Annotated in this window: 19 protein-coding genes; 13 read left to right on the forward strand and 6 right to left on the reverse strand. The window is 55.1% G+C overall.

All coding sequences use genetic code 11. The features are described from left to right. Window positions 1-5 precede the first annotated feature (5 nt). Complete coding sequence (locus CZ787_RS08055) at window positions 6-1175, reverse strand: mandelate racemase/muconate lactonizing enzyme family protein (protein ID WP_087107988.1); 1170 nt, start codon at window positions 1173-1175, stop codon at window positions 6-8. A 99-nt stretch (window positions 1176-1274) separates the two neighbouring features. Between CZ787_RS08055 and CZ787_RS08060 the strand changes: the two genes are divergently transcribed. The 4 genes from CZ787_RS08060 (at window position 1275) to CZ787_RS08075 (ending at window position 6782) form a co-directional block, all read left to right on the forward strand. Continuing rightward, window positions 1275-2153 (forward strand): LysR family transcriptional regulator, encoded by an 879-nt coding sequence (locus tag CZ787_RS08060; protein WP_087108393.1) that lies wholly within the window; start codon window positions 1275-1277, stop codon window positions 2151-2153. A gap of 501 nt (window positions 2154-2654) precedes the next feature. After that, window positions 2655-4367 carry a cell division protein ZipA gene (zipA, locus tag CZ787_RS08065; RefSeq protein ID WP_087107990.1) on the forward strand — a complete coding sequence of 571 codons (1713 nt, stop codon included), beginning with the start codon at window positions 2655-2657 and terminating at the stop codon, window positions 4365-4367. A 109-nt stretch (window positions 4368-4476) separates the two neighbouring features. Next, entirely contained in the window at window positions 4477-6513 is a 2037-nt protein-coding gene (gene ligA / locus CZ787_RS08070; protein ID WP_087107992.1) for an NAD-dependent DNA ligase LigA, read from the forward strand. After that, on the forward strand, window positions 6510-6782 hold the full coding sequence (locus tag CZ787_RS08075) for a YheU family protein (RefSeq protein WP_087107994.1): 273 nt from the start codon (window positions 6510-6512) through the stop codon (window positions 6780-6782). The genes ligA and CZ787_RS08075 overlap by 4 nt, the downstream gene beginning before the upstream one ends. On the opposite strand, the gene mnmC is transcribed toward CZ787_RS08075, so the two are convergent. Both mnmC and CZ787_RS08085 read right to left on the reverse strand, forming a co-directional pair. After that, window positions 6776-8773, reverse strand: a complete 1998-nt coding sequence (mnmC, locus tag CZ787_RS08080) for a bifunctional tRNA (5-methylaminomethyl-2-thiouridine)(34)-methyltransferase MnmD/FAD-dependent 5-carboxymethylaminomethyl-2-thiouridine(34) oxidoreductase MnmC (protein ID WP_087107996.1) — start codon at window positions 8771-8773, stop codon at window positions 6776-6778. The genes CZ787_RS08075 and mnmC overlap by 7 nt on opposite strands. Window positions 8774-8929: 156 nt before the next feature. Next, complete coding sequence (locus tag CZ787_RS08085; protein ID WP_087107998.1) at window positions 8930-9229, reverse strand: YciI family protein; 300 nt, start codon at window positions 9227-9229, stop codon at window positions 8930-8932. Window positions 9230-9428: 199 nt separating this feature from the next. Between CZ787_RS08085 and CZ787_RS08090 the strand changes: the two genes are divergently transcribed. From CZ787_RS08090 to CZ787_RS08100, 3 genes are all read left to right on the forward strand, one after another. Continuing rightward, window positions 9429-10370 (forward strand): PHP domain-containing protein, encoded by a 942-nt coding sequence (locus CZ787_RS08090; protein ID WP_087108000.1) that lies wholly within the window; start codon window positions 9429-9431, stop codon window positions 10368-10370. 64 nt (window positions 10371-10434) lie between these two features. Continuing rightward, window positions 10435-11058 (forward strand): L-threonylcarbamoyladenylate synthase, encoded by a 624-nt coding sequence (locus tag CZ787_RS08095; protein ID WP_087108002.1) that lies wholly within the window; start codon window positions 10435-10437, stop codon window positions 11056-11058. Between the two features lie 230 nt (window positions 11059-11288). Beyond that, a complete protein-coding gene (locus CZ787_RS08100) occupies window positions 11289-12065 on the forward strand; it encodes a 5'-nucleotidase, lipoprotein e(P4) family (RefSeq protein ID WP_087108004.1) in 777 nt (258 codons plus the stop codon). A gap of 55 nt (window positions 12066-12120) precedes the next feature. Here the strand turns inward: CZ787_RS08100 and CZ787_RS08105 are convergent, their stop codons facing one another. After that, window positions 12121-12996, reverse strand: coding sequence for an ion transporter (locus tag CZ787_RS08105; protein ID WP_087108006.1), 876 nt, complete (start codon window positions 12994-12996; stop codon window positions 12121-12123). Window positions 12997-13084: 88 nt separating this feature from the next. After that, window positions 13085-13972 (reverse strand): CYTH domain-containing protein, encoded by an 888-nt coding sequence (locus CZ787_RS08110; protein ID WP_087108008.1) that lies wholly within the window; start codon window positions 13970-13972, stop codon window positions 13085-13087. A gap of 136 nt (window positions 13973-14108) precedes the next feature. On the opposite strand from CZ787_RS08110, the gene CZ787_RS08115 reads away from it, so the two are divergent. The 3 genes from CZ787_RS08115 (at window position 14109) to argA (ending at window position 17570) form a co-directional block, all read left to right on the forward strand. After that, window positions 14109-14789 (forward strand): TIGR00153 family protein, encoded by a 681-nt coding sequence (locus CZ787_RS08115; RefSeq protein ID WP_087108010.1) that lies wholly within the window; start codon window positions 14109-14111, stop codon window positions 14787-14789. A 9-nt stretch (window positions 14790-14798) separates the two neighbouring features. Next, the gene (locus CZ787_RS08120; RefSeq protein WP_087108012.1) at window positions 14799-16064 is read left to right on the forward strand and encodes an inorganic phosphate transporter; all 1266 of its coding nucleotides are present in this window, start codon (window positions 14799-14801) and stop codon (window positions 16062-16064) included. Window positions 16065-16253: 189 nt separating this feature from the next. Continuing rightward, entirely contained in the window at window positions 16254-17570 is a 1317-nt protein-coding gene (gene argA, locus CZ787_RS08125) for an amino-acid N-acetyltransferase (RefSeq protein ID WP_087108014.1), read from the forward strand. A gap of 159 nt (window positions 17571-17729) precedes the next feature. Here the strand turns inward: argA and CZ787_RS08130 are convergent, their stop codons facing one another. Continuing rightward, on the reverse strand, window positions 17730-18584 hold the full coding sequence (locus CZ787_RS08130) for an SDR family oxidoreductase (RefSeq protein WP_087108015.1): 855 nt from the start codon (window positions 18582-18584) through the stop codon (window positions 17730-17732). 703 nt (window positions 18585-19287) lie between these two features. Between CZ787_RS08130 and CZ787_RS08135 the strand changes: the two genes are divergently transcribed. The 3 genes from CZ787_RS08135 (at window position 19288) to CZ787_RS08145 (ending at window position 21653) form a co-directional block, all read left to right on the forward strand. Next, window positions 19288-19953, forward strand: a complete 666-nt coding sequence (locus CZ787_RS08135) for a hypothetical protein (protein WP_176372194.1) — start codon at window positions 19288-19290, stop codon at window positions 19951-19953. 93 nt (window positions 19954-20046) lie between these two features. Further along, a complete protein-coding gene (locus tag CZ787_RS08140; RefSeq protein WP_087108016.1) occupies window positions 20047-20484 on the forward strand; it encodes a phage holin family protein in 438 nt (145 codons plus the stop codon). After that, window positions 20481-21653 carry a DUF3618 domain-containing protein gene (locus CZ787_RS08145; RefSeq protein ID WP_087108017.1) on the forward strand — a complete coding sequence of 391 codons (1173 nt, stop codon included), beginning with the start codon at window positions 20481-20483 and terminating at the stop codon, window positions 21651-21653. The genes CZ787_RS08140 and CZ787_RS08145 overlap by 4 nt, the downstream gene beginning before the upstream one ends. Window positions 21654-21715 lie beyond the last annotated feature (62 nt).

Consider the following 21715-nt stretch of genomic DNA (forward strand, 5'->3'; position numbering starts at 1 on the left):
TCAGCTTAGCCTTCGCCCAGTTCTCGCATCACTGCATACAGCCTGGATTTGGCTTCAAAGCCTACGCCCGGAATATCGGGCAGGCCGACGTAGCCATTTTCAACCTGAATGCCGTCAGCGAAGCCACCAAACGGCTGGAAGACATCCGGATAGGATTCGTTGCCGCCCAGGTGCAAGCCTGCGGCGATATTCAGTGACATTTGGTGGCCGCCGTGGGGTACTACGCGGCGTGATGACCAGCCAAGCTCATCCATCACGTTCAGCGTGCGCATGTACTCCACCAGCCCGTAAGAGAGGGCGCAGTCGAACTGCACGAAATCGCGGTCGGCACGCATGCCGCCATGGCGTAGCAGGTTGCGGGCGTCCTGGTGCGAGAACAGGTTTTCGCCAGTCGCCATGGGCAATTCATAGTGGTTGGCAAGCTCCGCCTGAAGCGCGTAATCCAGCGGGTCACCGGCTTCTTCGTACCAGAAGAGGTTATAAGGCTTTAGCGCTTTGGCGTAAGCAATTGCCGTTTTCAGGTCAAAGCGCCCGTTAGCATCTACTGCCAGGCGACTGCCATCGCCAACGACTTCAAGCACGGCTTCGATACGCTGAATATCTTCCTCAAGCGGTGCGCCGCCAATCTTCATTTTTACCACGTTGTAGCCACGCGCCAGGTAGCTGCGCATTTCGTCCTGCAGCCTGGTGTGGTCTTTACCAGGGTAGTAGTAGCCACCAGCCGCATACACCCAGACCTTATCGTCGGCTTGGCCGTTTCGATAACGCTCGGCAAGCAGCTGGTAGAGCGGTTTTCCTTCAATTTTGGCGACTGCATCCCAAATTGCCATGTCGATCGTGCCTACCGCGACCGAGCGCTCGCCATGCCCGCCGGGCTTTTCGTTTTTCATCAGGGTGTCCCAGATAGCAAACGGGTCCAGGTTGTCGCGGGCGTGGTCAATTAGCGTGTCGGGGTTGGCCTCGATGATTCTATCCAGAAAGCGGTCACGCATGAGCGCTCCCTGGCCATAGCGCCCGTTGGAGTTAAAACCGTAGCCAATCACGGGTTTACCGTCGCGTATCACATCAGTGATGACGGCCACGACCGAACAGGTCATTTTGGAAAAATCGATATAAGCGTTGGCAATCGGGGAGGCAATCGAAACGGTTTTCTCGCGAATATCCACAATACGCATGGCAAGCTCCTTGGTGGTTAAGTGCTTAACCCTATGCGTGACAAGGGGGGCTGCCCAATGCTATTACTAAGTGCTCCCATGCTGAAACGGCATTGCCCCATGGAACTCGTCTGGTTAGAAGACTTTACCGCCCTTGCCGAGCACGGCAGTTTTGTACGCGCTGCACATGCCCGACATATTACCCAGCCCGCGTTCAGCCGACGGATCCGCGCGTTTGAACAGTGGATGGGCGTTAGCCTGTTTATTCGCACCCCACAGGGCACCACGCTCACCGACGCCGGTAAACACATACAGGCCAGTGCGTTTGACGCGATTGGCCGGCTGTACCGCTTGCGTGCTGAAGCACAGCAAATTGCCGGAGAGGCGACTCGAACATTGCAGTTTGCAGCGACGCACTCGCTGTCATTTACGTTCTTCCCCCGTTGGATAAGAGCCCTGGAGCAGGGAGCGCCCATGGAGGCCGTGCGTCTTCACTCGGATACAATGTCCACGTGTGAGCAGTTGTTGTTACAAGGTGATTGTCAGTTCTTGTTAAGCCATCGGCATTGCGCTGTTCCCTCACGGTTATCGCCTGACCAGTTTGAGAGTATAAAGGTGGGCGAGGATTCGCTGATTCCACTGGTGGGAAAAGAGTTAAGCGATTCTCAGTGCCTGGAAGTGTTGCCTTACCTGGGATATACCGATGCTTCGGGATTAGGCCGTGTTGTTAGCCACTGGCTTAATGAAAATGCCACTTCTTTTATAAGTGCACCTCGCTTTACCAGCCACTTGGCTGCGGTGTTGATGTCCATGGTATTGGAAAATAAAGGCCTGGCATGGATACCTAAAAGCCTTTCAGAACAAGAGATTAGCGATGGAAGGTTGGTGCGTGCATTGAATGATTCGTGGGATATACCGTTAGAAATACATCTGACCCGACCACGAGTATTAGCCAGTCACTTTGCGAACGCATTCTGGCAAAAGCTGTCCAACCGTTAAGCAAATAACTGCTACAACTGTTAACAAATTGAGTAGAAATAATAAAAAAATGTGTAAAAACGCTCAACTTATCTATATTGATCATTATAAACTTGTGGTTAATGCTATGGTAGATTTACCTTGAACTAGTGTGGCTGAGCTGGATTAAAGACTGATGCTGTTTTTATATACAGTGGTGATGGGTTGGTTATTAAGCTCGCTTCGCTTTAGTGGTTAAGTAAACGTTAAGTAAGATAGATGCAGTACATATACACCAGGATTAAAGAGCAGATTCACGGCCTGAATAATAGCAACTGAGTCTGATCACGATGAGCATCAATATTGCTTAGAAAAAATGTCAGAACTGTGCTCAGAAACTGTGCCATAACGTAGAAAATCGCTAAAAAATGGCTCTATTTATAGCAACCGCGCTATGCTAGTGGTATTTATTTATCACCTGAAAGGTTTTCACTCAGGTATGGCGCTTTAGCAACCGGTTAAATGACCCATGGAATGTTCGACATGGAACTAAGAGAATGGTTAATCATTTTAGGACTGGCGTTGGTGTCGCTCATCGTAGTCGACGGTGTGCGACGACTCCAACGCCAGCGGCGCGTCCCTCGTCTGGACCAGGCGGTTAAGGACCTTCCCGAGGCGAAGCTAACCGAACTGGATGATGAGGCTAAAGAAGCCGAAATTAGCTGGGAGCTACCGAACGGTGGTGCACGCGTCGTTAAACCTGCGGACTATAGTGGGGTCGGCGCGAAACCCAAGTTGGAGCGTCAAGACCATCCAGGGCCTTCCAGAGTGCTATCCGAATTTAGACGCTCCTTTGCCAATGCTGTCCCTAAGCGTAAAGCGCCTGCTCCAGCAGTGGATACAGCAGCATCTGCACAGCCTCAACGCCAGGCCGCTGCGCCTAAAGCACGCCCGGCTGACATTGATCGCCGAGAGCCAAGCGTCTTCCTGGATAGCGACGCTCCAGCTGAAGTGAGCCAGGTTGAACCCCAGCCAACGGCACAAGCCAGTCCTGTTAACACCCAGCCGGTAGACAAAACAGCGCCAGAAGCGCATGCGGCTATTGCCGAGCAAGTGCCAACCCAAAGCGAGCCACACACCGAAGAGCCGTCTATCTCCCTATCTACTGCCAACGAAGAATCCGTTACTGCGAAAGAAGAGCCCGTCGCGGTGAATAAGGAGAGCCCCGCTGAGCCCGTACTGCGTGCAGAGCCAGAGGATGCCGCCTCGACCAGGCAGAACGCGCCCAAACGCCGTCAACTGCGCGAAGATACGGTCGGTGAGTATGACGAGTTGGATGATGATGCCGTTGATGAGTATCGGCTGGTCGATTTTGAGGGCATGGGCCGCTCGCTTAAACGTCGCCTGATACAGCGTCGCCAGGAAAAAGCCCGTAAAAAAGCTGAAAAGGCCAAGCGTGCTGAAGCCGCCGCCAAGCTGAAAGCAGAGCGCAAAGCGCTTGAAGCCGAACAGCGCCGCGAAGCAAAAGAAGCCGCCGAGGCAGAAAAAGCCCGCATTGCCCAGGAGCAGGCCGAAGCCCGTGAAGCAGCTGCAAGTGCTGAGGAAACGCAACGGGCCGCTGCACGCTATCACGAGCCTGAACCTGCTTATGCGCATGAAACATCAGCGGGTCAGTACGATGACAATGAAGCCTACGATGAAGCGCCGGTGCGTGGCTCGCGTGATAGCGTCGTACGTGCTCACCCAACGCTTGAAAAAGCGTTGCGCCACGATGTATCAGGTGAACATGCCAAGGAAGCATTGACCAACGCCGATGAGGTGGTGGTTATCAGCGTGCTCTCTCGGGACCCGGAAGGCTTCGATGGCAGCAAGTTGCTGGATCTCATTATGGCGTGCGGCCTACGCTATAGCCGTGCCATGGGTGTGTTCCACCGCTTTGAAACAGAAAGTGACGACAGCGAACTTCAGTTCTCAATGATTAATGTTGTTAAACCCGGCACATTCCCCATTGAAGAGATGGGTGAGTTTGTAACGCCAGGGATCACCTTCCTGATGCCCTTGCCGGGAGCGGTCGACAGCTCTGCAGCCTTTGAAGCCATGGTGGAAACCGCTATGGTCGTAGTCCGCCATATGGGCGGTGAGCTGAAGGATGAAAATCGCAGCGTCATGACGGCACAAACCATTGAGTTTGCCCGCCAGCGGGTGCATGAATTTGAACGCCGCCACCGCCTGCATCGCCACATGCAAGCCCACTAAGTAGCGCTTGCTGTTAAACACCCGCCTTCTTGCAGAAGGCGGGTGTTTTTGTTCCAGGATGTGTCTTTTTTGTGATTGATTTTAGCCCGTACGATGGAAACCAACGTTAATGAGTCAGCCTGACCCCCAAGTGCTGGAAGAAGTCACCCAGCTGCGCGCCGAGCTTGATGAAGCCAACTACCGTTACTACGTATTGGATGAACCAACGTTATCAGACGCTGACTATGACCGTAGGCTGCAGCGCCTAAAACAGCTGGAAGCTGAACACCCCACGCTTATCTCATCGGATTCACCTACCCAGCGCGTCGGTGCTGCCCCCGCTGATGGCTTTCCTTCGGTCGCCCACGCCATCCCTATGCTCTCGCTGGATAACGCGTTTAGCGGTGATGATATCGTGGCCTTTGCTGAGCGCGTCGCAGAGCGCTTGGAGTGTGCGGTAGGTGACGTTGAGTTTACCTGTGAGCCTAAACTCGATGGCGCAGCGGTATCGCTGGTGTATGAGCAGGGCGTGCTGGTGAGTGGCGCCACTCGTGGCGATGGCCGTACTGGGGAGGGCATTACCTCTAATCTTCGTACGCTGCGCTCGGTGCCTTTAAAGCTGATGGGCAAGCAGATTCCTGCGCTTTTGGAAGTGCGCGGTGAAGTCATCATGCGCCACCAAGGGTTTGAAGCGCTTAACGAGCGTGCACGCGAGGAGGGCAGTAAGGTATTTGCCAACCCGCGTAACGCCGCAGCCGGTAGTTTACGCCAGTTGAACCCGGAGATTACCGCTACCCGCCCGCTGGAGTTTCATGCCTACCAGTCGGTGCGTCTGGAACCGGACATGGGCGATACTACGCATAGCGAGCTAATGGCTCGGCTGGTAACGCTGGGCTTTCGCGCCAGTGCGGAGCTAAAGGTGCTGACCGGCCCGCAAGCGGTAGTTGAGTATTGTGAGCAGTTGGGTGAGAAGCGCGACCAGTTGGGCTACGACATCGACGGCGTGGTGATCAAGGTGAATGCACTGCGCTATCAGCGTGAGCTTGGGTTTGTGGCTCGCGCTCCCCGCTGGGCAACGGCGTTTAAGTACCCCGCTCAGGAAGAGATCACCACGCTGAACGACGTTGAGTTTCAGGTAGGCCGTACGGGGGCCATCACACCAGTGGCAAGGCTTGAGCCCGTTAGCGTTGCAGGCGTTACCGTTTCCAACGCGACGCTGCACAACGCCGATGAAATCACCCGCCTGGATGTCATGATTGGTGATACGGTGGCTATTCGCCGCGCAGGCGATGTGATTCCTCAAGTGGTCCGTGTCGATAAGGAAAAACGCCCAAGAGATGCGCAGCCGATTGTGTTCCCCGAGCACTGCCCGGTGTGCGGTTCGGATATCGAACGCGTGGAAGGCGAAGCGGTAGCGCGCTGCTCGGGTGGGCTTTTCTGCGCTGCCCAGCGTAAAGAAGCGCTCAAACACTTCTCCAGCCGCAAGGCCCTGGATGTAGATGGCTTGGGCGTCAAACTGATTGACCAGCTGGTCGAGCTGGATTGGGTGAAAACACCTGCTGACCTGTTCCACCTGACGGTTGAGCAATGGCAGAGCTTGCCGCGTATGGGAGAAAAATCTTCCATTAATCTGGTCAACGCGCTGGATAAAGCTCGTCATACGACGCTCGCTCGGTTTATCTACGCGTTGGGCATTCGCGAGGTGGGTGAGGCCACCGCTGCCAACCTGGCGAGCCATTTTGGAACGTTGCAAGCGCTTCAAGCAGCCGAACAGGCAGCGCTTGAGGCGGTCAACGATGTTGGCCCCATTGTGGCGGCCCACGTGCACACCTTTTTCCGCCAGCCCCATAACCAGGAGACCCTTGCTGCCTTGATTGAGGCAGGCGTCACCTGGCAGGAAGCCGACGTTACCCAAGGCCCTACACCGCTAGAAGGTCAAACCTGGGTACTGACGGGCGCCATGGAAAGCATGACCCGTGACGAGGGCAAGGCTCGGCTACAGGCGCTTGGCGCCAAAGTAGCGGGTAGCGTTTCGAAAAAGACCACGGCGCTGGTCGCCGGTGAAGCGGCCGGTAGTAAGTTAACCAAAGCGGAACAGCTGGGCGTAGAGGTTGTGGATGAAGCCACCTTTATTGAACGCCTTGCGCTGTGGGAGCAGAGCGAATGAGCCGTTTCATTGAAGTACCCGCCCGCATGTTGCCGCCGGAAACCCTCGATGCGTTGCTGGAGGCGTTTGTTACCCGGCAGGGTTATGACACCACCGATACTGGCACGGGGATGAAAGGGTGGGTCGACGAGCTTAAACAGCAGTTGGCACGTAGTGAACTGATTATTGCCCATGACCTAAAGCTTGAAATGACCGAAGTAATGACCCTGACGCAGTGGCGTTCCTTCGGTCGTGATCTGGCAGATGATGAGGAGGAGGGCGACTACTGACCGCGAATAATCGCGCTGATAATACGCCGCCCGGGATGAATATGGTCGACCAACTGAGCCTCAAGCGGCATGGGGTCGTCAAGCAGCCGGGAGGCAATAAGCTCGGCGCATAACGGCGCACTGGAAAGCCCGCGGGAGCCGTGGGCGGTAGATATCCACAACCCTGGGTAGTGCTCCCCGGGGGCATTTGGCACCCGCGAGGCATCTTTTGCCAGCACGGCATAGTCTGACTGCCAGACCGGTGCGTTGGGCACTGGGCCTGCATAGGGCGTTTTATCAGGGCTTGCTGCACGTACCGCCGCACGCCCTTCAAACGCCTGTGGAGTCAGGTGGGTGCCTGCGCTTTCAAGTTCTGCCACCAGCGCTGGAAGCGTTTGGCGAAGCTCGTCAATATTGCGCTGGTGGTCGGAATCGGTCACTTCGGAAGAAGCATTGTTGGGCACGAAGCTTGCCCCAAACGTAAGCACCCCTTCAATGGCGGGCGACACATAGCCACCGGCGCATACCACCCGCTTCGGGCCTTTTACGCCGGCGGGAAGCCTCACCTCACTGACCTGGCCGCGCACCTGTTGGAGCGGCAGGTTGGCCGTCTGAGCATACATATTGGCGTAGTGAGCGCTTGCAATCACCACCTGGTCTGCACTTATCGTATTTCCATCAGAAAGTGCGAGCTGCCAGCTCTTGTCTTCACGCTTAAGGGACGTAACATCGCTCTGTCTCAGCGTGATATTAGGCGTTTGGAGTAAGTGCTCACATAACGCTTTGGGCCGCACCCAGCCTGCGTGTGGGTAAAACAGGGCGTGTTTGGCTTCAATGGCCACACCGGCTTTCTCACTCAACCCTTGGGTAAGCGGCGACACCACGCTTTTGGGAAGCGAATGCTGCTCGCAAAAACGCTGCTGGCGCTTGGCCTCTTTCGCGTTGGTGGCCAGTTGCACGACGCCGCAGGGCTGCCAAAGCGTCGGAGCCTTTAGCTGATTAAGCCAGCGCTGGCTGTATAAAAGGCCGGAAAGATAAAACCGGCTTTGGTAGTTGGTGTCGGCCGCAAGCTTCACATAAAGCGCCCCTTGGCGATTACCCGAGCCGCCTGCGCCTGGTGCTTCGCGCTCGATCACCGTCACATTAACGCCACGCTTGGCAAGCGCTGCCGCCACGCTGCACCCGGCGATCCCCGCCCCGATAACCGCCACCTGCTGAGTGGGAAGAGGCGCTGGCGGCGTAAACCAGGGCGTTGCCTCACGGCGTTTATCGGTAGGCGGTGTGTCAATCATGCCTGCCAGTATTTCGCGCTTACGCCCACAGCCCGGGACTTTTTTCCAGCTAAAGCCTGCCGCTTTCAAACCCCGCTTAACAATGCCCGCGCAGGTGAACGTGGCAAAGGTGGCCCCTGGCCGAGAGCGCGCCGCCATGGCTTCAAACAGCTCGGGCTGCCACATTTGTGGATTCTTAGAAGGCGCAAAGCCGTCCAGAAACCAGGCATCGACCTGACCATCTAAAAGCGCCAGCCGCTCGGTGGTATCGCCATAATGCAGATCCAGCGTCACGCGGTCGCTCAGGTGCAGGCGGTGTACGCCGCTAACCGGTGAGGGCCACAGCTCGCAAAGCAGCTGTGAATAACCGGCAAGCGACGGCCAGGCGCGTAGGGCGCGCCCAAGCGATACCTGATCCAGAGGATATTTTTCTGTGGATAAAAAATGCAGCCGTGCCCCGGCGGGCGCGTGCTGCTCAAAACAGGCCCAGGCACACAGCATATTAAGGCCCGTGCCAAAGCCGGTTTCCCCGATCACAAAGGCTCGCGTGTTTTTCCAAGCGGCAAATCGCTCAGGCAAGCGGTTGGTATTTAAAAAAACGTGCTCGGTTTCTTCAAGACCGCCCTCACGGGAAAAATACACGTCATCAAAATCATCCGAGTGCGGTGAAGTGTCACTCCAGGTGAGCAATGGCGCGCTTAACGCCGTTAAAGGGGGTAAATCAGTAAGGCGTTGAGGCACGCAGATATCCGTAATGACAGAAGTGGTTAAAAAGTAGTCAATTTGTTAATCAGGGCGCTATCTCTGGCTTAGAGAAAAGCGTCCGCCGGGTTTGCACAGAGTTTTCCACAGGCTCTGTGAATTAGCAGGCGGACCCTCCACACTCGCCCTAATCGGTCAAGGCAAAACTTTCTTGAACGGCTTAACAATTACCTTGGCATAGACACCTGCAATGATGTATGGGTCGGCGTCAGCCCAGCCCTGAGCGGCTTCCAGACTGTCGAATTCAGCCACCACCAGGCTGCCGCTAAAACCCGCGTCGCCGGGGTTTTCAGTATCAGCAGAGGGGTGCGGGCCTGCGAGCACCAAGCGACCTTCATCGCGTAGTGCTTCCAAGCGCGCCAAGTGGTCCGGGCGGGCCGCCAGGCGGCGTTCAAGGCTATTCGATACATCTTCACTAATAATGGCGTAGAGCATGGGGATAACTCCTTAAAAGCATGCAGTAAAGCGCCCTATGCAGCATTGACCGCATCCACATAAGCGCGCACCATGGCGAGCGTTTGTAAATCGTCCCACGCGCAGCGCTGTGAACACCAGGTCTTTTGAACACAGCACATTATGACTGTTCGTGGTAGACATCCCTATTCTGACAAACTCGCCACATGACGTCATGCCCATGCCTCTACTTCCTGCAACGTTACTTCCTGCGGTGTTTGATGCCGATCAGCGCTACACGGCTGACCTGCATATGCACTCAACGGCGTCGGATGGCGCGTTAACCCCCACGGAGTTAGTGTCGCTGTGCGCAGCGCGCGGCCTTACCCACATGGCGTTGACGGACCATGACACCATGGACGGCATCGACGAGGCCGGGAAGGCGGCGATACAAGCCGGGCTATGCCTGGTGCCCGGCTGTGAGTTATCCACTCGCTGGCAAGGCATCAACATCCACGTAGTGGCGCTGATGCCCGGTGGCCTGCAAGGCCCGCTGATTGAAGGGCTTGAACAGCAGCGCCAGGCGCGTATTCAGCGCGCTGAAGTGATCGCCGAGCGGTTAGAGAAAGTGGGCCTTAAAAATGCTTTGGAAAAAGCCCGTGAGCAGGCAGGTAGTGACCGCCCGTTAGGTCGACCTGATTTTGCCCGCGCGTTAGTGGCCGAGGGGGTTGTGGCCGATTGGGCCACTGCGTTTAAACGCTACCTGGGCAGCGGTAAAAAAGGCGATGTTAAAGCTCACTGGCCAGAAATCAGCGAAGTCGTCGAGTGGGTGGTGGCCTCTGGTGGCGTTGCGGTGATTGCCCACCCTTTACGCTACGGCTTAACCCGGCGTAAGCGAGGGCAGTTAATGGATACCTTTCAGGCCGCAGGTGGCGACGCGGCTGAATTGGTGAGTGGCCAGCAGAATCCGGATGTCACCCGGGACCTGGCTCGCCAAATGGTCGAACGAGGGCTTTACGCCTCGTTAGGCAGCGACTTCCACTTTCCCGGCAGTCACGCCGCTCCAGGCAGCATGAGTATGGTGCCGCGCACGGCCGCGCCGCCTATCTGGCAGCATCCTCGCTTAGCGCATTTACGCGATGCCCCCGCTGGTCCATTAGCCGCTGCGTCAGCTATGGTGTGAATAAGCGTTTGATAAAAGCGAACACCCTAATGGACTGAAACGCGCCCACGGGCAGGAGCAGACAATGAGCCAATATTTCCAGATTCACCCAGAAAACCCACAAAAGCGCCTGATTGATCAAGCGATCGAGATTATTCGCAAAGGCGGTGTGGTGGCTTATCCCACTGACTCAGGCTACGCGTTGGGCTGTCACTTGGGCGAAAAGAAGGCTATTGAAAAGATCAAGTGGCTGCGCTCGCTGGATGACAAGCACAACTTTACGCTGATGTGCTCGGACCTTTCGGAAATTGGCACCTACGCCAAGGTAGATAATGCGGTATTTCGGCTGCTGAAAGCACATACGCCAGGACCGTACACCTACATTCTGGATGCCACGACAGAAGTCCCGCGCCTGCTGCTGCATCCCAAACGGCGCTCCATTGGCGTACGCGTACCTGATCACCGGATTGCTCATGCGCTGCTGCAAGCGCTTGGCGAACCGCTAATGAGCGTTACGCTGATTCCGGTGGGGGAGGATCTTCCCATGAGCGACCCAGAGGAAATTCGTGACCGCTTTGAAGCGCATTTGGACCTGATTATTGACGGTGGCGCCTGCCACTTGGACCCCACCAGCGTCATCGACCTGCGAGAGCTACCGCCCAAAATTGTCCGTGCCGGACGCGGTGACACGGCTCCCTTCGCCAACTGACTTACCCACGCCATGCTCTGGCAGTTGCCAGGCATGGCGCGATCTGTTTATCTGCACTCCCGATGTAAATCTAACGTCACCTTTCATACCAGTCATATTCTATTTTTATTGTTTGAATGATCAATAAAAATAAATTAGGCTAAAAACGCCAAATGTTCATAATAATTTTTTATAAATTGAGTGGAACTCGCTTTCCGCCCGATCACCATAAAAAAAATGGAGAGTGCTTAATGACGATGTTCCGTTATCGCAGTGCCGTTATTGCTTCGGCTTTCGCAAGTCTGGCAGCGTTACTTGTGTCTGTTAATGCCGTGGCCAGCGACAGCGCCGCTTGTGAGATGAATGAGTACGCAATGGGGCTTCGCTACCAGCAGCAGGCCGCCGAAGTCATCGCGCTGCAGCGGCAGGGGTTCGAGCTGGCAACGTACCGCTTGAAGGACCAGATAGCTGCCCATGGTGAAGACGCTGAGCTGGCTATCATTACCGATCTTGATGAAACCGTTATTGATAACAGTGCGTTGTTGGTGCGCGATATGCAGGCATGTCACGACTTTACGACTTGGGACACGTGGAAACACTGGGAGCGCGAAGGTGAGCCGAGCCTGATTCCGGGCGCCAGAGCTTTTTTGGAATTTGCTGATGAGCAGGGCGTTGCCATCTATTATGTCTCTGACCGCTATGAGGAAAACAAGTCGGCAACGCTAGCCACACTGGAGGCGTTAGGATTACCCCAGGTGTCTGAGCAGAGTGTTATGCTGCTGGGGCCGCCCAAAGGCGAGCGTCGGGCCGTCGTGGCCGAGCAGTACGCGCTGGTGATGCAACTGGGCGATACGCTTCACGACTTTTCTGACGTGTTTGCTGGCGTTGAGCTGGAGGAGCAGAAACGGCTGGTAGATGAAAACGCTGAACGGTTTGGGCAGGACTGGATCGTGTTTCCCAACGCGACCTATGGCAGCTGGCGCAACGCTGAGCTTGATGCTTGGCAGGCTCCCTTCGAAGACAATTAAGCAAGACATTAAGCAGAAGGCCGCCTGAACCGGTGGCCTTTTTCGCTTGAGGCGATTACGTCTCTTCAGTCTGTTTCTCTTTGCGCGGGTCTTCACTGTTTTCATCCAGCCAAGTGCCACAGCGAAGGCAGTAGCGTGCGCCTTTTTCGTGGCGGTCGTGGCCGCATCCAGGACACGCTTCATCAGAGTACCGGTCTTCACGGATGGAGCGGATTACTTGGGCTGAAAAAATGCCGGTAGGCACGGCGATAATCGAGTAGCCGATCAGGATGAGAAGCACGGTAATCGCCTTGCCAAGCGCGGTGCCCGGCACGATATCGCCGTAGCCCACGGTGGTGACACTGACCACGGCCCAGTAGATCGACATGGGAATACTGGTAAAGCCGGTTTCCGGCGACTCGATGGTATACATCAGCGCGGCAAACATGGTGACGACCATAAAAATACTGCAGAAAAACAGCAGTACCTGACGCACGCTGCGCTTTAAAGCATCAATTAATAAACGCCCTTCACCGACGAACTCCATTAACCGCAGGATGCGGAAAATACGCAGCACGCGGAGTATGCGAATGATCACCAACGCATGAAAGCCGGGTATTAGCAGCACCAGCCATGCGGGCAAAATGGAAATCATGTCGACCACGCCATAAAAGCTTTTCAAGTAGATCGAGGGGCGCTCAAGGCAGTAGATGCGCACCGCAAGCTCCAGCGTGAACAGCACGGTAAATCCCCACTCCAGGTAATAGAAAAGCCAGCCATACTCCTGGGAAACCTCCTGAACACTGCCGAGCAGAATGACGGCGACGCTGCCCAAAATCATCACAATCAGCGCAATATCGAATCCCTTGGCAGTGGGCGTGTCGGACTCGAAAATAATGTGAAATAGCTGCGAGCGAAGCCCTTCAGCGGCAGGGGTCAGGTTAAAACTCATGGCGATCCTGATGAAATGAACAATCACTTATCACAGTGATTAGGTCTATGGGCAAACGTGCCTGAATCTATCTAAAGCAACGTGAAGGTTAGCTTAGCTCGCTTTGCAGCGCTAAACGATGAGAAAGCGTCAAGAGCGTCACGCCATAGGTAATACTCGGCCGACCAGCGTCATCTAGCGCTGTGGATAGGTGGGCCGCTTGGGCCTTCATGTCCTCGGGCAGTGATGCGTGTTCGGCCAACTGGGTCAGCGCTTCGTGGGTAAGGTTTAGGAACTGGCGCTGCTGGCTATCGTGGTAGGCATCAAGGGCAAGCGTTGCCCGGTGTAGCCATTCAGCAGGTGTCGTTGCATCAGGAAGCGACCACTGTTGGGCGCGCAAGGCGTTACCCCGCGATGCCTTGCTGCTATCAGATGGGCGAAGCGGAACCTGTTCTGCCAGCGCAATCGCCAGCGACCAGAGCGCTTGCGGATCACCGTTTTTAAGCTCCAGTTCCACTTCACAAATGGGCGTGCGGTAGTCACCACTTTCAATTTCGCCCTCATCCAGCACCAGCTCAACCTGGCTGCCCTGCCAGTCGAGTTGCCAGCTATATCGGGTAAAGTCGGTGCGCAGTTTCGGCGCCAGTTGCGTAAGCCGTTCACCAAGCTCACCTTTAAAAGGCGGCAGCGCGGCAAGCCCTGCCTGGTCGAGTTCAGCGCTTGCGACCGGCCACTCCCACTCCTGGCGGCTGGATAATCCGCCACCCCCCTGGCCCGCTGTTTTTACCGTTTGCAGCACGCGACCATCGACTTGACGAAGACGCACCGCGATCCGTGCGTTGGCCAGGTCATGGGTCGGTGTGTCGAAGTAGGTATTGGCTAAGGTCTGGATTAACGGTGTTTTTGTGTCGAGTAAAGGGTGGTGCTTGAGCGCCTCAATATTGGCTTGGGCAAGCGCAAGCTTTATCTCTACTTCGATTGGTGTTGCATTTTTCATGACAATAGCCACTCTTAAACGTGAAGTACTGGTTAAATTTTTGCTACCAATATGAAGTTTTCATGACGGCGGCGAGCGCACTCTTTATACTGGCGTCGCCATTTCCAGGCTCCCCGAAAACAGGCTAAAAGGCTCTATGGTTACCTCCAACCCTTTTTCCGCGATGTTTGGCCGCTCGCCATTCCAGCCGTTGCTGGCCCACATCGTCAAGGCCAATGAATGCGCCGACCAACTGTTACCATTTTTTGAAGCATCGCTTGCTGGCGATTGGGAAACAGCCACTGAGCTGCGTGAAAACGTAACCCGTTTAGAGCACGAAGCGGATGTGCTGAAAACGGATCTACGGCTCAACCTGCCCAGCACCATGTTCCTGCCGGTTTCACGGTCTGATCTGCTGGATTTGATTAGCGTCCAGGACAAAATCGCCAACAAGGTGCGCGACATTACCGGCATTATGCTAGGCCGTAAAATGCGCGTGCCTGATGAGCTCGCTAATCCGATGCGCGATTATATGGCGACTAGCGTGGCATGTGTGGCCCAAGCGCGCCAGGCCCTTGAAGAGCTGATGGAACTTTTAGAGTCAGGCTTTGGGCGTAACGTCGCGGATGTTATGCGCAATATGATCAGTGAGCTGCATAACCTTGAACACCAGGCAGACAGTCAGCAGGTGGCCATTCGTCGCCAGCTGTTTCAGCTTGAAAGCCAGCTACCGCCCGTCGATGTGATCTTTCTCTACAAGATTATCGAATGGGTGGGTGAAGTGTCTGACCGTGCTGAGCGCGTAGGCAGTCGCTTGCAGATTTTGACCGCACGCTAAGGGAAACCAATGCAAATTATTGCCCAGTACGGCGAGATATTTATTATTCTGGCCTGTTTATTTGGCTTTTTCATGGCGTGGGGCGTCGGCGCAAACGATGTTGCCAACGCCATGGGAACGTCGGTGGGGTCGAAAGCGATCACCATCAAACAAGCCATTATCATTGCTGTTATTTTCGAGTTTTTAGGTGCCTGGCTTGCCGGTGGTGAGGTTACTGCCACCATTCGTGGCGGCATCATCGACCCGAACCTGCTTGAAGCCAACCCACAGTTTTTGGTTTACGGCATGCTGTCAGCGCTGTTGGCGGCAGGCATTTGGCTGATGGTCGCTTCTGCCCGTGGCTGGCCGGTGTCGACCACACACTCCATTGTTGGCGCCATTGTCGGTTTCGCAGCGGTAGGGTTAGGCGTTGATGCGGTGGCCTGGGATAAGGTCGGTCAGATTGCCTCTAGTTGGGCCATTTCTCCGCTGATTGCCGGTACCATCGGCTATATGCTGTTTAAGTCTGTACACCATTTGATTTTCGAGAGTGCAGATCCGTTTGCGGCGGCCAAGCGCTATGTGCCGGGCTATGTGTTTTTGGTCGGCTTTATTGTTGCCATGGTGACGCTGACCAAAGGGCTTTCTCATGTTGGCCTGCATCTTAGCTTCAGCGAAAGCCTGCTGCTTTCGATTCTGATCGGTGTGCTGATCATGGGCCTTGGCATAGTGATGCAGCGGCGTATCAAGTACACCCAGAACGCCAATGACCACTTTGGCTATGCCAATGTAGAGCGTGTTTTCGGTGTGCTGATGATCTTTACCGCGTGTGCCATGGCCTTTGCCCACGGTTCCAACGATGTCGCCAATGCGGTGGGCCCGCTGGCCGCAGTAATCAGCGTAGTGCGTAGCGAAGGCATGATTGATAGCGCGGCGCTGGTGCCCTGGTGGGTGCTGGTGTTGGGCGGCGCGGGTATCGTCGTTGGTCTGGTGACATATGGGCGTCGGGTAATTGCTACCGTGGGCACCGGGATCACCGAACTCACCCCTAGCCGTGGCTTTGCCGCAACGCTTGCCGCTGCGAGTACCGTCGTTGTTGCCTCGGGCACGGGCCTGCCAATTTCAACGACCCATACGTTGGTCGGTGCGGTGCTGGGTGTAGGGCTGGCGCGCGGTATGGCGGCACTTAACCTGCGCGTTATCGGCACCATTGTTGTCTCGTGGTTGATTACGCTGCCCGCCGGTGCGGGTTTAGCGATTGTGTTCTTCTTTATGTTTAAAGGCATGTTCGGCTAACGGTGTTACAGGCGGCGCCGCCCGGCGTACGCCAGCACGAAAAGCCTCAAGATCAGCGGCACCTTCATGCAGATTTGCGCTAGCCGATTTGCAATAGAAGGTGCCGCTGTTTTTTGCGCTCTGGTAAAGTAACGCGAGTAGTGTTGTAAACGCCGGTTTTTTCTTTCATCTGCTGCCGGAGAGCGGCCCTTGGATAAGCATTTCCCCTTTGTTGATTGGTTTCGTAACGCATCCCCCTACATTAATGCACACCGGGGGCGAACCTTCGTCATCTTGATTGAAGGCGAAGCTATGGCGTCTGGCCGTGGGGAGCAATTGATTCAGGATTTAGCCCTGCTGCATACCTTGGGCGTGCGCTTGGTGGTGGTGTTTGGCACCCGCCCGCAAGTGCAGGAAGCGCTTGGCCAGGCAGGGGTTGAACCCATGCGCGTTAATGGACGCTGGGTGGCCGACCGCGCAGTAATGACTCACGTAGAGCAGGTTGCTGCCCATCAACGGCTTTGGCTTGAAGCTCGGTTATCGCTTGGCCTGCCCAGCACGCCACTTCATGGTGTAGAGCTTAGCGTGATTTCCGGGAACCTGGTCACCGCCAAGCCCTTGGGTGTTCGGGAGGGTGTGGACTTTGATCATAGCGGCGAAGTACGCCGCGTTCGGGCTGGCGCCATTGAAGGGCTGCTCGACAAGGGCTCGCTGGTACTCCTGCCGCCACTGGGTTTCTCAAGCACCGGCGAAGTGTTCGACCTGGACGCCGCGGAAGTCGCCCAGCATGCTGCCGTTGCGCTCAAGGCCGACAAGCTGATCCTGCTGGGCGAATCAGAGGGTTTACAGGATGAAGGGGGCGCCTTGCTGCGCCAGCTAACCCCTGCCGATGCTGAACCCCGGCTTGAGAGTGCGCTGCCTGGCAGCGAGCTTGCCCGCCACCTCCAAGCTGCTTGCAGCGCTGCACGTGAGGGTGTGGCCCGCACCCACCTGTTGTCGTGGCGCAATCACGATGCGCTGCTGGGTGAGCTTTTCACCCGCGATGGCGTGGGCACCATGATTACCCAGCACCGTTACGAGCAGCTACGCTCAGCGACGCTAAACGATATTGCGGGCCTGCTGGAACTGCTTGAACCGCTGGAGCACCGCGGCATGCTAGTGGCGCGCTCGCGTGAGCGTTTGGAGCATGAAATTGATGACTATATGGTTATCGAACGCGATGGCATGGTGATTGGCTGCGCCGCGCTGCACGTGTTCCCTGGCACCACGGTTGCCGAGTTGGCCTGTGTGGCCGTGCACGGTAATTACCGCGGGGGCGAACGCGGTGAGCGCTTAATGGAAGCGCTGGAACGCCGCGCACGCCAGCGCGGTGTCAGCGAAATCTTCGTGTTAACCACCCATACTGCACACTGGTTTGTGGAGCACGGCTTTCAGACCGCCAGCCTTGAAGAGTTACCCCCTTTAAAGCGCGAAGCCTATAACCACGCACGCAAATCGAAGGTATTACTGAAAACGCTGAAAGTTTAGCCAATAACGTAGCGTGTGGTAAGCGCAGCGCACCCGCGGGAGCAGCGCGCAGCGGTGCCGGGGTTGAAGTTTGATGGTGCACTTGGGCGGCAAAGCCGCCCAGCTCTCTTGCATCTTTTGGCCTTTAACATCTTTTGGTTTTTAACACCTGTGCCGGGCTTACGTATTTAAAATAACCCCACCGTTCAGGTGGATCGTCTGCCCCGTCATGTACGAAGACTCTTCGCTTGCCAGGTACACATAGGCAGGCCCCATTTCGCTCGGTTGCCCGGCGCGCTTCATGGGTACTTGCCCGCCAAACTCGGCGACTTTCTCATCGTCAAAGCTTGCTGGGATCAGCGGCGTCCATACCGGGCCTGGGGCAACAGCGTTCACCCGAATACCGCGACCGACCAGCGACATGGCAAGCGAGCGCATTAAACCCTGGATGGCCCCTTTAGTGGCGCTGTAATCGATCAGCGTGTTGTTGCCTTTAAAGGCATTAATGGAGGAGGTGGCAATAATGGTATCGCCTTCCTCCAGATGAGGTAACGCTGCCTTGGAAAGGTAGAAATGGCTAAACAGATTGGTCTGAAAGGTGCGTGTTATCTGATCATCGGGGATCTCGGTCAGATCGCTCCAGTCGTACTGTTCGGCCGCATTGTTGACCAGAATATTAAGCTTGCCGAAGTGGTCTAGCGTTTTTTTAACGATGTCACGACAAAAGGCGGGGTCAGCTACATCGCCCTGTAATACCAGGCAGCGGCGACCTTCCGCTTCTACCAAGGCTTTCGTATCTTCGGCATCTTTAGGCTCTTTAAGGTGAACAATCACACTATCGGCGCCTTCACGGGCGTAATGTACCGCTACCGCGCGCCCAATACCGCTATCACCGCCGGTAATAATCGCTACCTTATCAACAAGCTTATCGGTGCCTTTATAGCTATCACGAATAAATTCAGGTTCCGGACGCATTTCATGCTCATCACCGGGCTGTTTATTCTGGTGCTGAGGCGGCTGTTTCTGATCGCTCATGTGCAGTGACTCCTTGTTGGGACGTTAATCCTTCCTCTACGAAAAGCCGTGGCCTAATCGTATTTCTGCGTTACTTACACTAGCGCAAGGTTTTATCAAGAGCCAATTCAAGTACGTTTTATTTATAAAAGATTGAATTATTATAAAGTTCGGGGTTAATGGGTAAAAGGTTTTTATAGGCTTGGGTTGGTATAGGTGAGTTGTTTATCCTTTTAATCTTTTTATCTCAACCATGTAATGTGTTTGTTGAGCTTTAAGGTTTCTTTGCGTAGATCTTTAAATGGTGGGTTGGGTGTTTTAGGCCCTGATGCGCTGAGATGAACAGCTTGAGGGATGCAGTGATTTATCCCTGCTGGATGTGAGGAAAGATAGCTGTGGTGGGAGGTCGAGGCGGCTTGGTTGATGTTTGTTAAAGGCTGGGCTTTGCTTTTAATTAAATGTTTTTTGATATTGGTTAAATAGCGGTGCCGCAAGAGTGTGTCCAAGCTTATAAGTTGACAGAGGGTGATGGGTAACTATAGTAAAAAAGCCGATTTATATTAAACGACTATTTAGGTGGTGAGCTCGTTATCTATTGCGTGTGTTTAATTGATTAGCGGTTCAGTTCGTTTTGTTTCAAGCCGCTGCTTGTTAATAAGTGTTTGTTAATACGTGCTTGCTAACAAGTACATTAACGCGTGAAACGACAAGGAGGAAGTAACAAATGAACGATTATGGAAAACAGGCTGACCCAGGTTCTTCAAATACCGACTCGCTCAAACAGCAAGGGCGCGATGCGGCACATGACGTAGGTGAAGCGGCTCAGCATCAGGCTGAAAGCTTTTACAATCAGCAGCGTGATACCGCCACCGAGCAGACGCAAAAATTTACCAGCGCTTTTCGTAAGATGGCCGATGAGTTTGATCATCAAGATCAGCCGTACTTCTCACAACAGGCGAGAAAGTTCGCCGATACAGCTGATCGTTTTTCAAACAAGCTACGCGACAAAGACTTAAACAGCATCTGCCAGGAAGCGAAAAGCTTCAGCGAGCGTGAGCCTGCATTGTTCGTTGGCGGGGCGATTGCTGCTGGTTTTTTGGTGACACGCTTCTTGCGTAGCTCAGGCAAGCATTCGCACTCGTCTGGCGGTTCAAGCCGTTATTCAAACGGCCCAAGTAGTTATGCTCATCCGTCATCGGGTGCTTATTCAAGCCATGAGTCTCCTACGCCTGAGAACCCGGAAGGTGGCGTGATGGGTGGGGCATCTTCGCGTGCCTCGGACCCCACACAGCAACGCTCAGCGCCTACGGCAACGCCCGGCGGCACGGCCGATAACACTACTGCTACGCCAGGTTCAACCCATAAGCCCGGTGGCTCCGGTCGGCTGTAGCTGGCCTGTGTAGCCGCCAACTGCGGATCAACTTGCCGCCAAGTTTAAAAGATTGAGTTGTACGCCCTTAATCAAGGGCAAGAGAGGTTATGAATGGATTCAGATCAGAATACGCCCCCACAAGGCTCGTCGGTCGGCTCGCTTTTAGCGACGGTGATGCAGGAAATAACGTCGTTAGTGCGCAATGAAGCCGAGCTTGCCAAGGCAGAGGTGTCGGAAAAAACGCATCAGGCCATGATCTCCTTAGCGGCCATTGCGGTCGCAGGCGTGGTGCTTTTAGGCGGCTTTCTCACGCTGCTTGCCGCCCTTGTCTTTATGCTCAATGAGGTGCTTCCTCCTGATATGACGCCTTGGCTCTCTGCCATTATCGTAGGCGTGGTGGTATCGGTAATTGGCATCGTGATGCTTAAAAGTGGGCTTGCCAAACTTCAGGCGCGCAACCTGGTGCCTGATCGCACGTTGCATAGCCTAAAGACCGACAGGGAGCTCGCCAGAGAGCATAGGCATAACGTCAAGGAGGAGTTGAAATGAGCGATCACGGCCATAACGACAGCCACAGCGATACCCATAATCAGCGTGACCACCATGGCCATCGCAGCACCGAAGAGATTGAAAAGGACATTCATCGCTCGCGTGAACGCCTTGACGCCACGCTGCATGAAATTGAAGAGCGCTTCTCTCCTCAGCAGCTGTTAAACAGCTCTTATGACTATATTCGTCATGGCGGTGCTAACGAATTTGTGTCCAACCTTGGCGCAGCGATCAAGCAGCACCCGCTGCCGTTTTTGATGACCACTGCCGGTCTTGGCTGGTTAATGCTTTCCCAGCGTCACCCGAATCATGAACGGCGCGATCAGCATGCGTCTTCGCACCGCTATGCAGATGAACATGCGGTGAGCGGTTCTCACGGCTCGCCGGGAGTGCCGGTTCATGAAGGGACACATACCGATGATGGAACGCCTATCTATAGCGGTACGCCAGGCTACGTTGCCGGTAATCCAGCACATCACAGCAGTAGCAAAGGCCGTATGAGCAGCATGAAAGAGGGGGCGAAAGACAAGGCTCATCATATTAGCCAAAAGGCCAGAGATACCGCTCACCACCTTGGCGACAAAGCGCATCATCTTGGCGAAAAGGCACAGCATATGGGAGGCAGTATGCGAGACACCACATCCCACCTTCAACATGGCACGCGGGATCACCTGCACAACATGTCGGATCGCGCTCGCCACGCGGGCAGTCAATCCTCTGAGTTTATTCAGGAGCATCCGCTGGTTGTTGGTGCGCTAGGGTTTGCGCTAGGTGCTGCGTTAGCGGGGCTGTTCCCCACTACGCGTAAAGAGGATGAATATATGGGCGAATACCGCGACCGCGCCTTGCATAAGGCATCCGAAGCGGGCCACGAGCAGGTGGATAAAGCCCAGCAAAAGATTCATGAGAAAGCCGAGCACATGAAAGAAGACGCGCATTCTGACCACACGCATTCGACTTCCGGCCAGCCTTCAGCGTCTTATGCAACGCCGGGCATGTCATCAAGCAGCAGCCCCACAGGCCATGGTTCGGCTTCAAGCATTAGCGCAAGCACCACGGGCACCACGCCGAATACGGCTAAGGGAGTCACCGAACCCGGCCTTGCAGGCTCAAGTACGCCCTCCGGTAATACGCAAGGCAACGACACCTTGACACCGCCTAGGCGTTAATCAGGCAAGCAGAAACTCTTATCTTGTCGCGCAGTGCCCGGCCTTGGCTGGGCACTTTTTTA

The sequence above is a fragment of the Halomonas citrativorans genome, assembly GCF_900163645.1.
In the GTDB taxonomy this organism is placed as follows: Bacteria; Pseudomonadota; Gammaproteobacteria; order Pseudomonadales; family Halomonadaceae; genus Vreelandella; species Vreelandella citrativorans.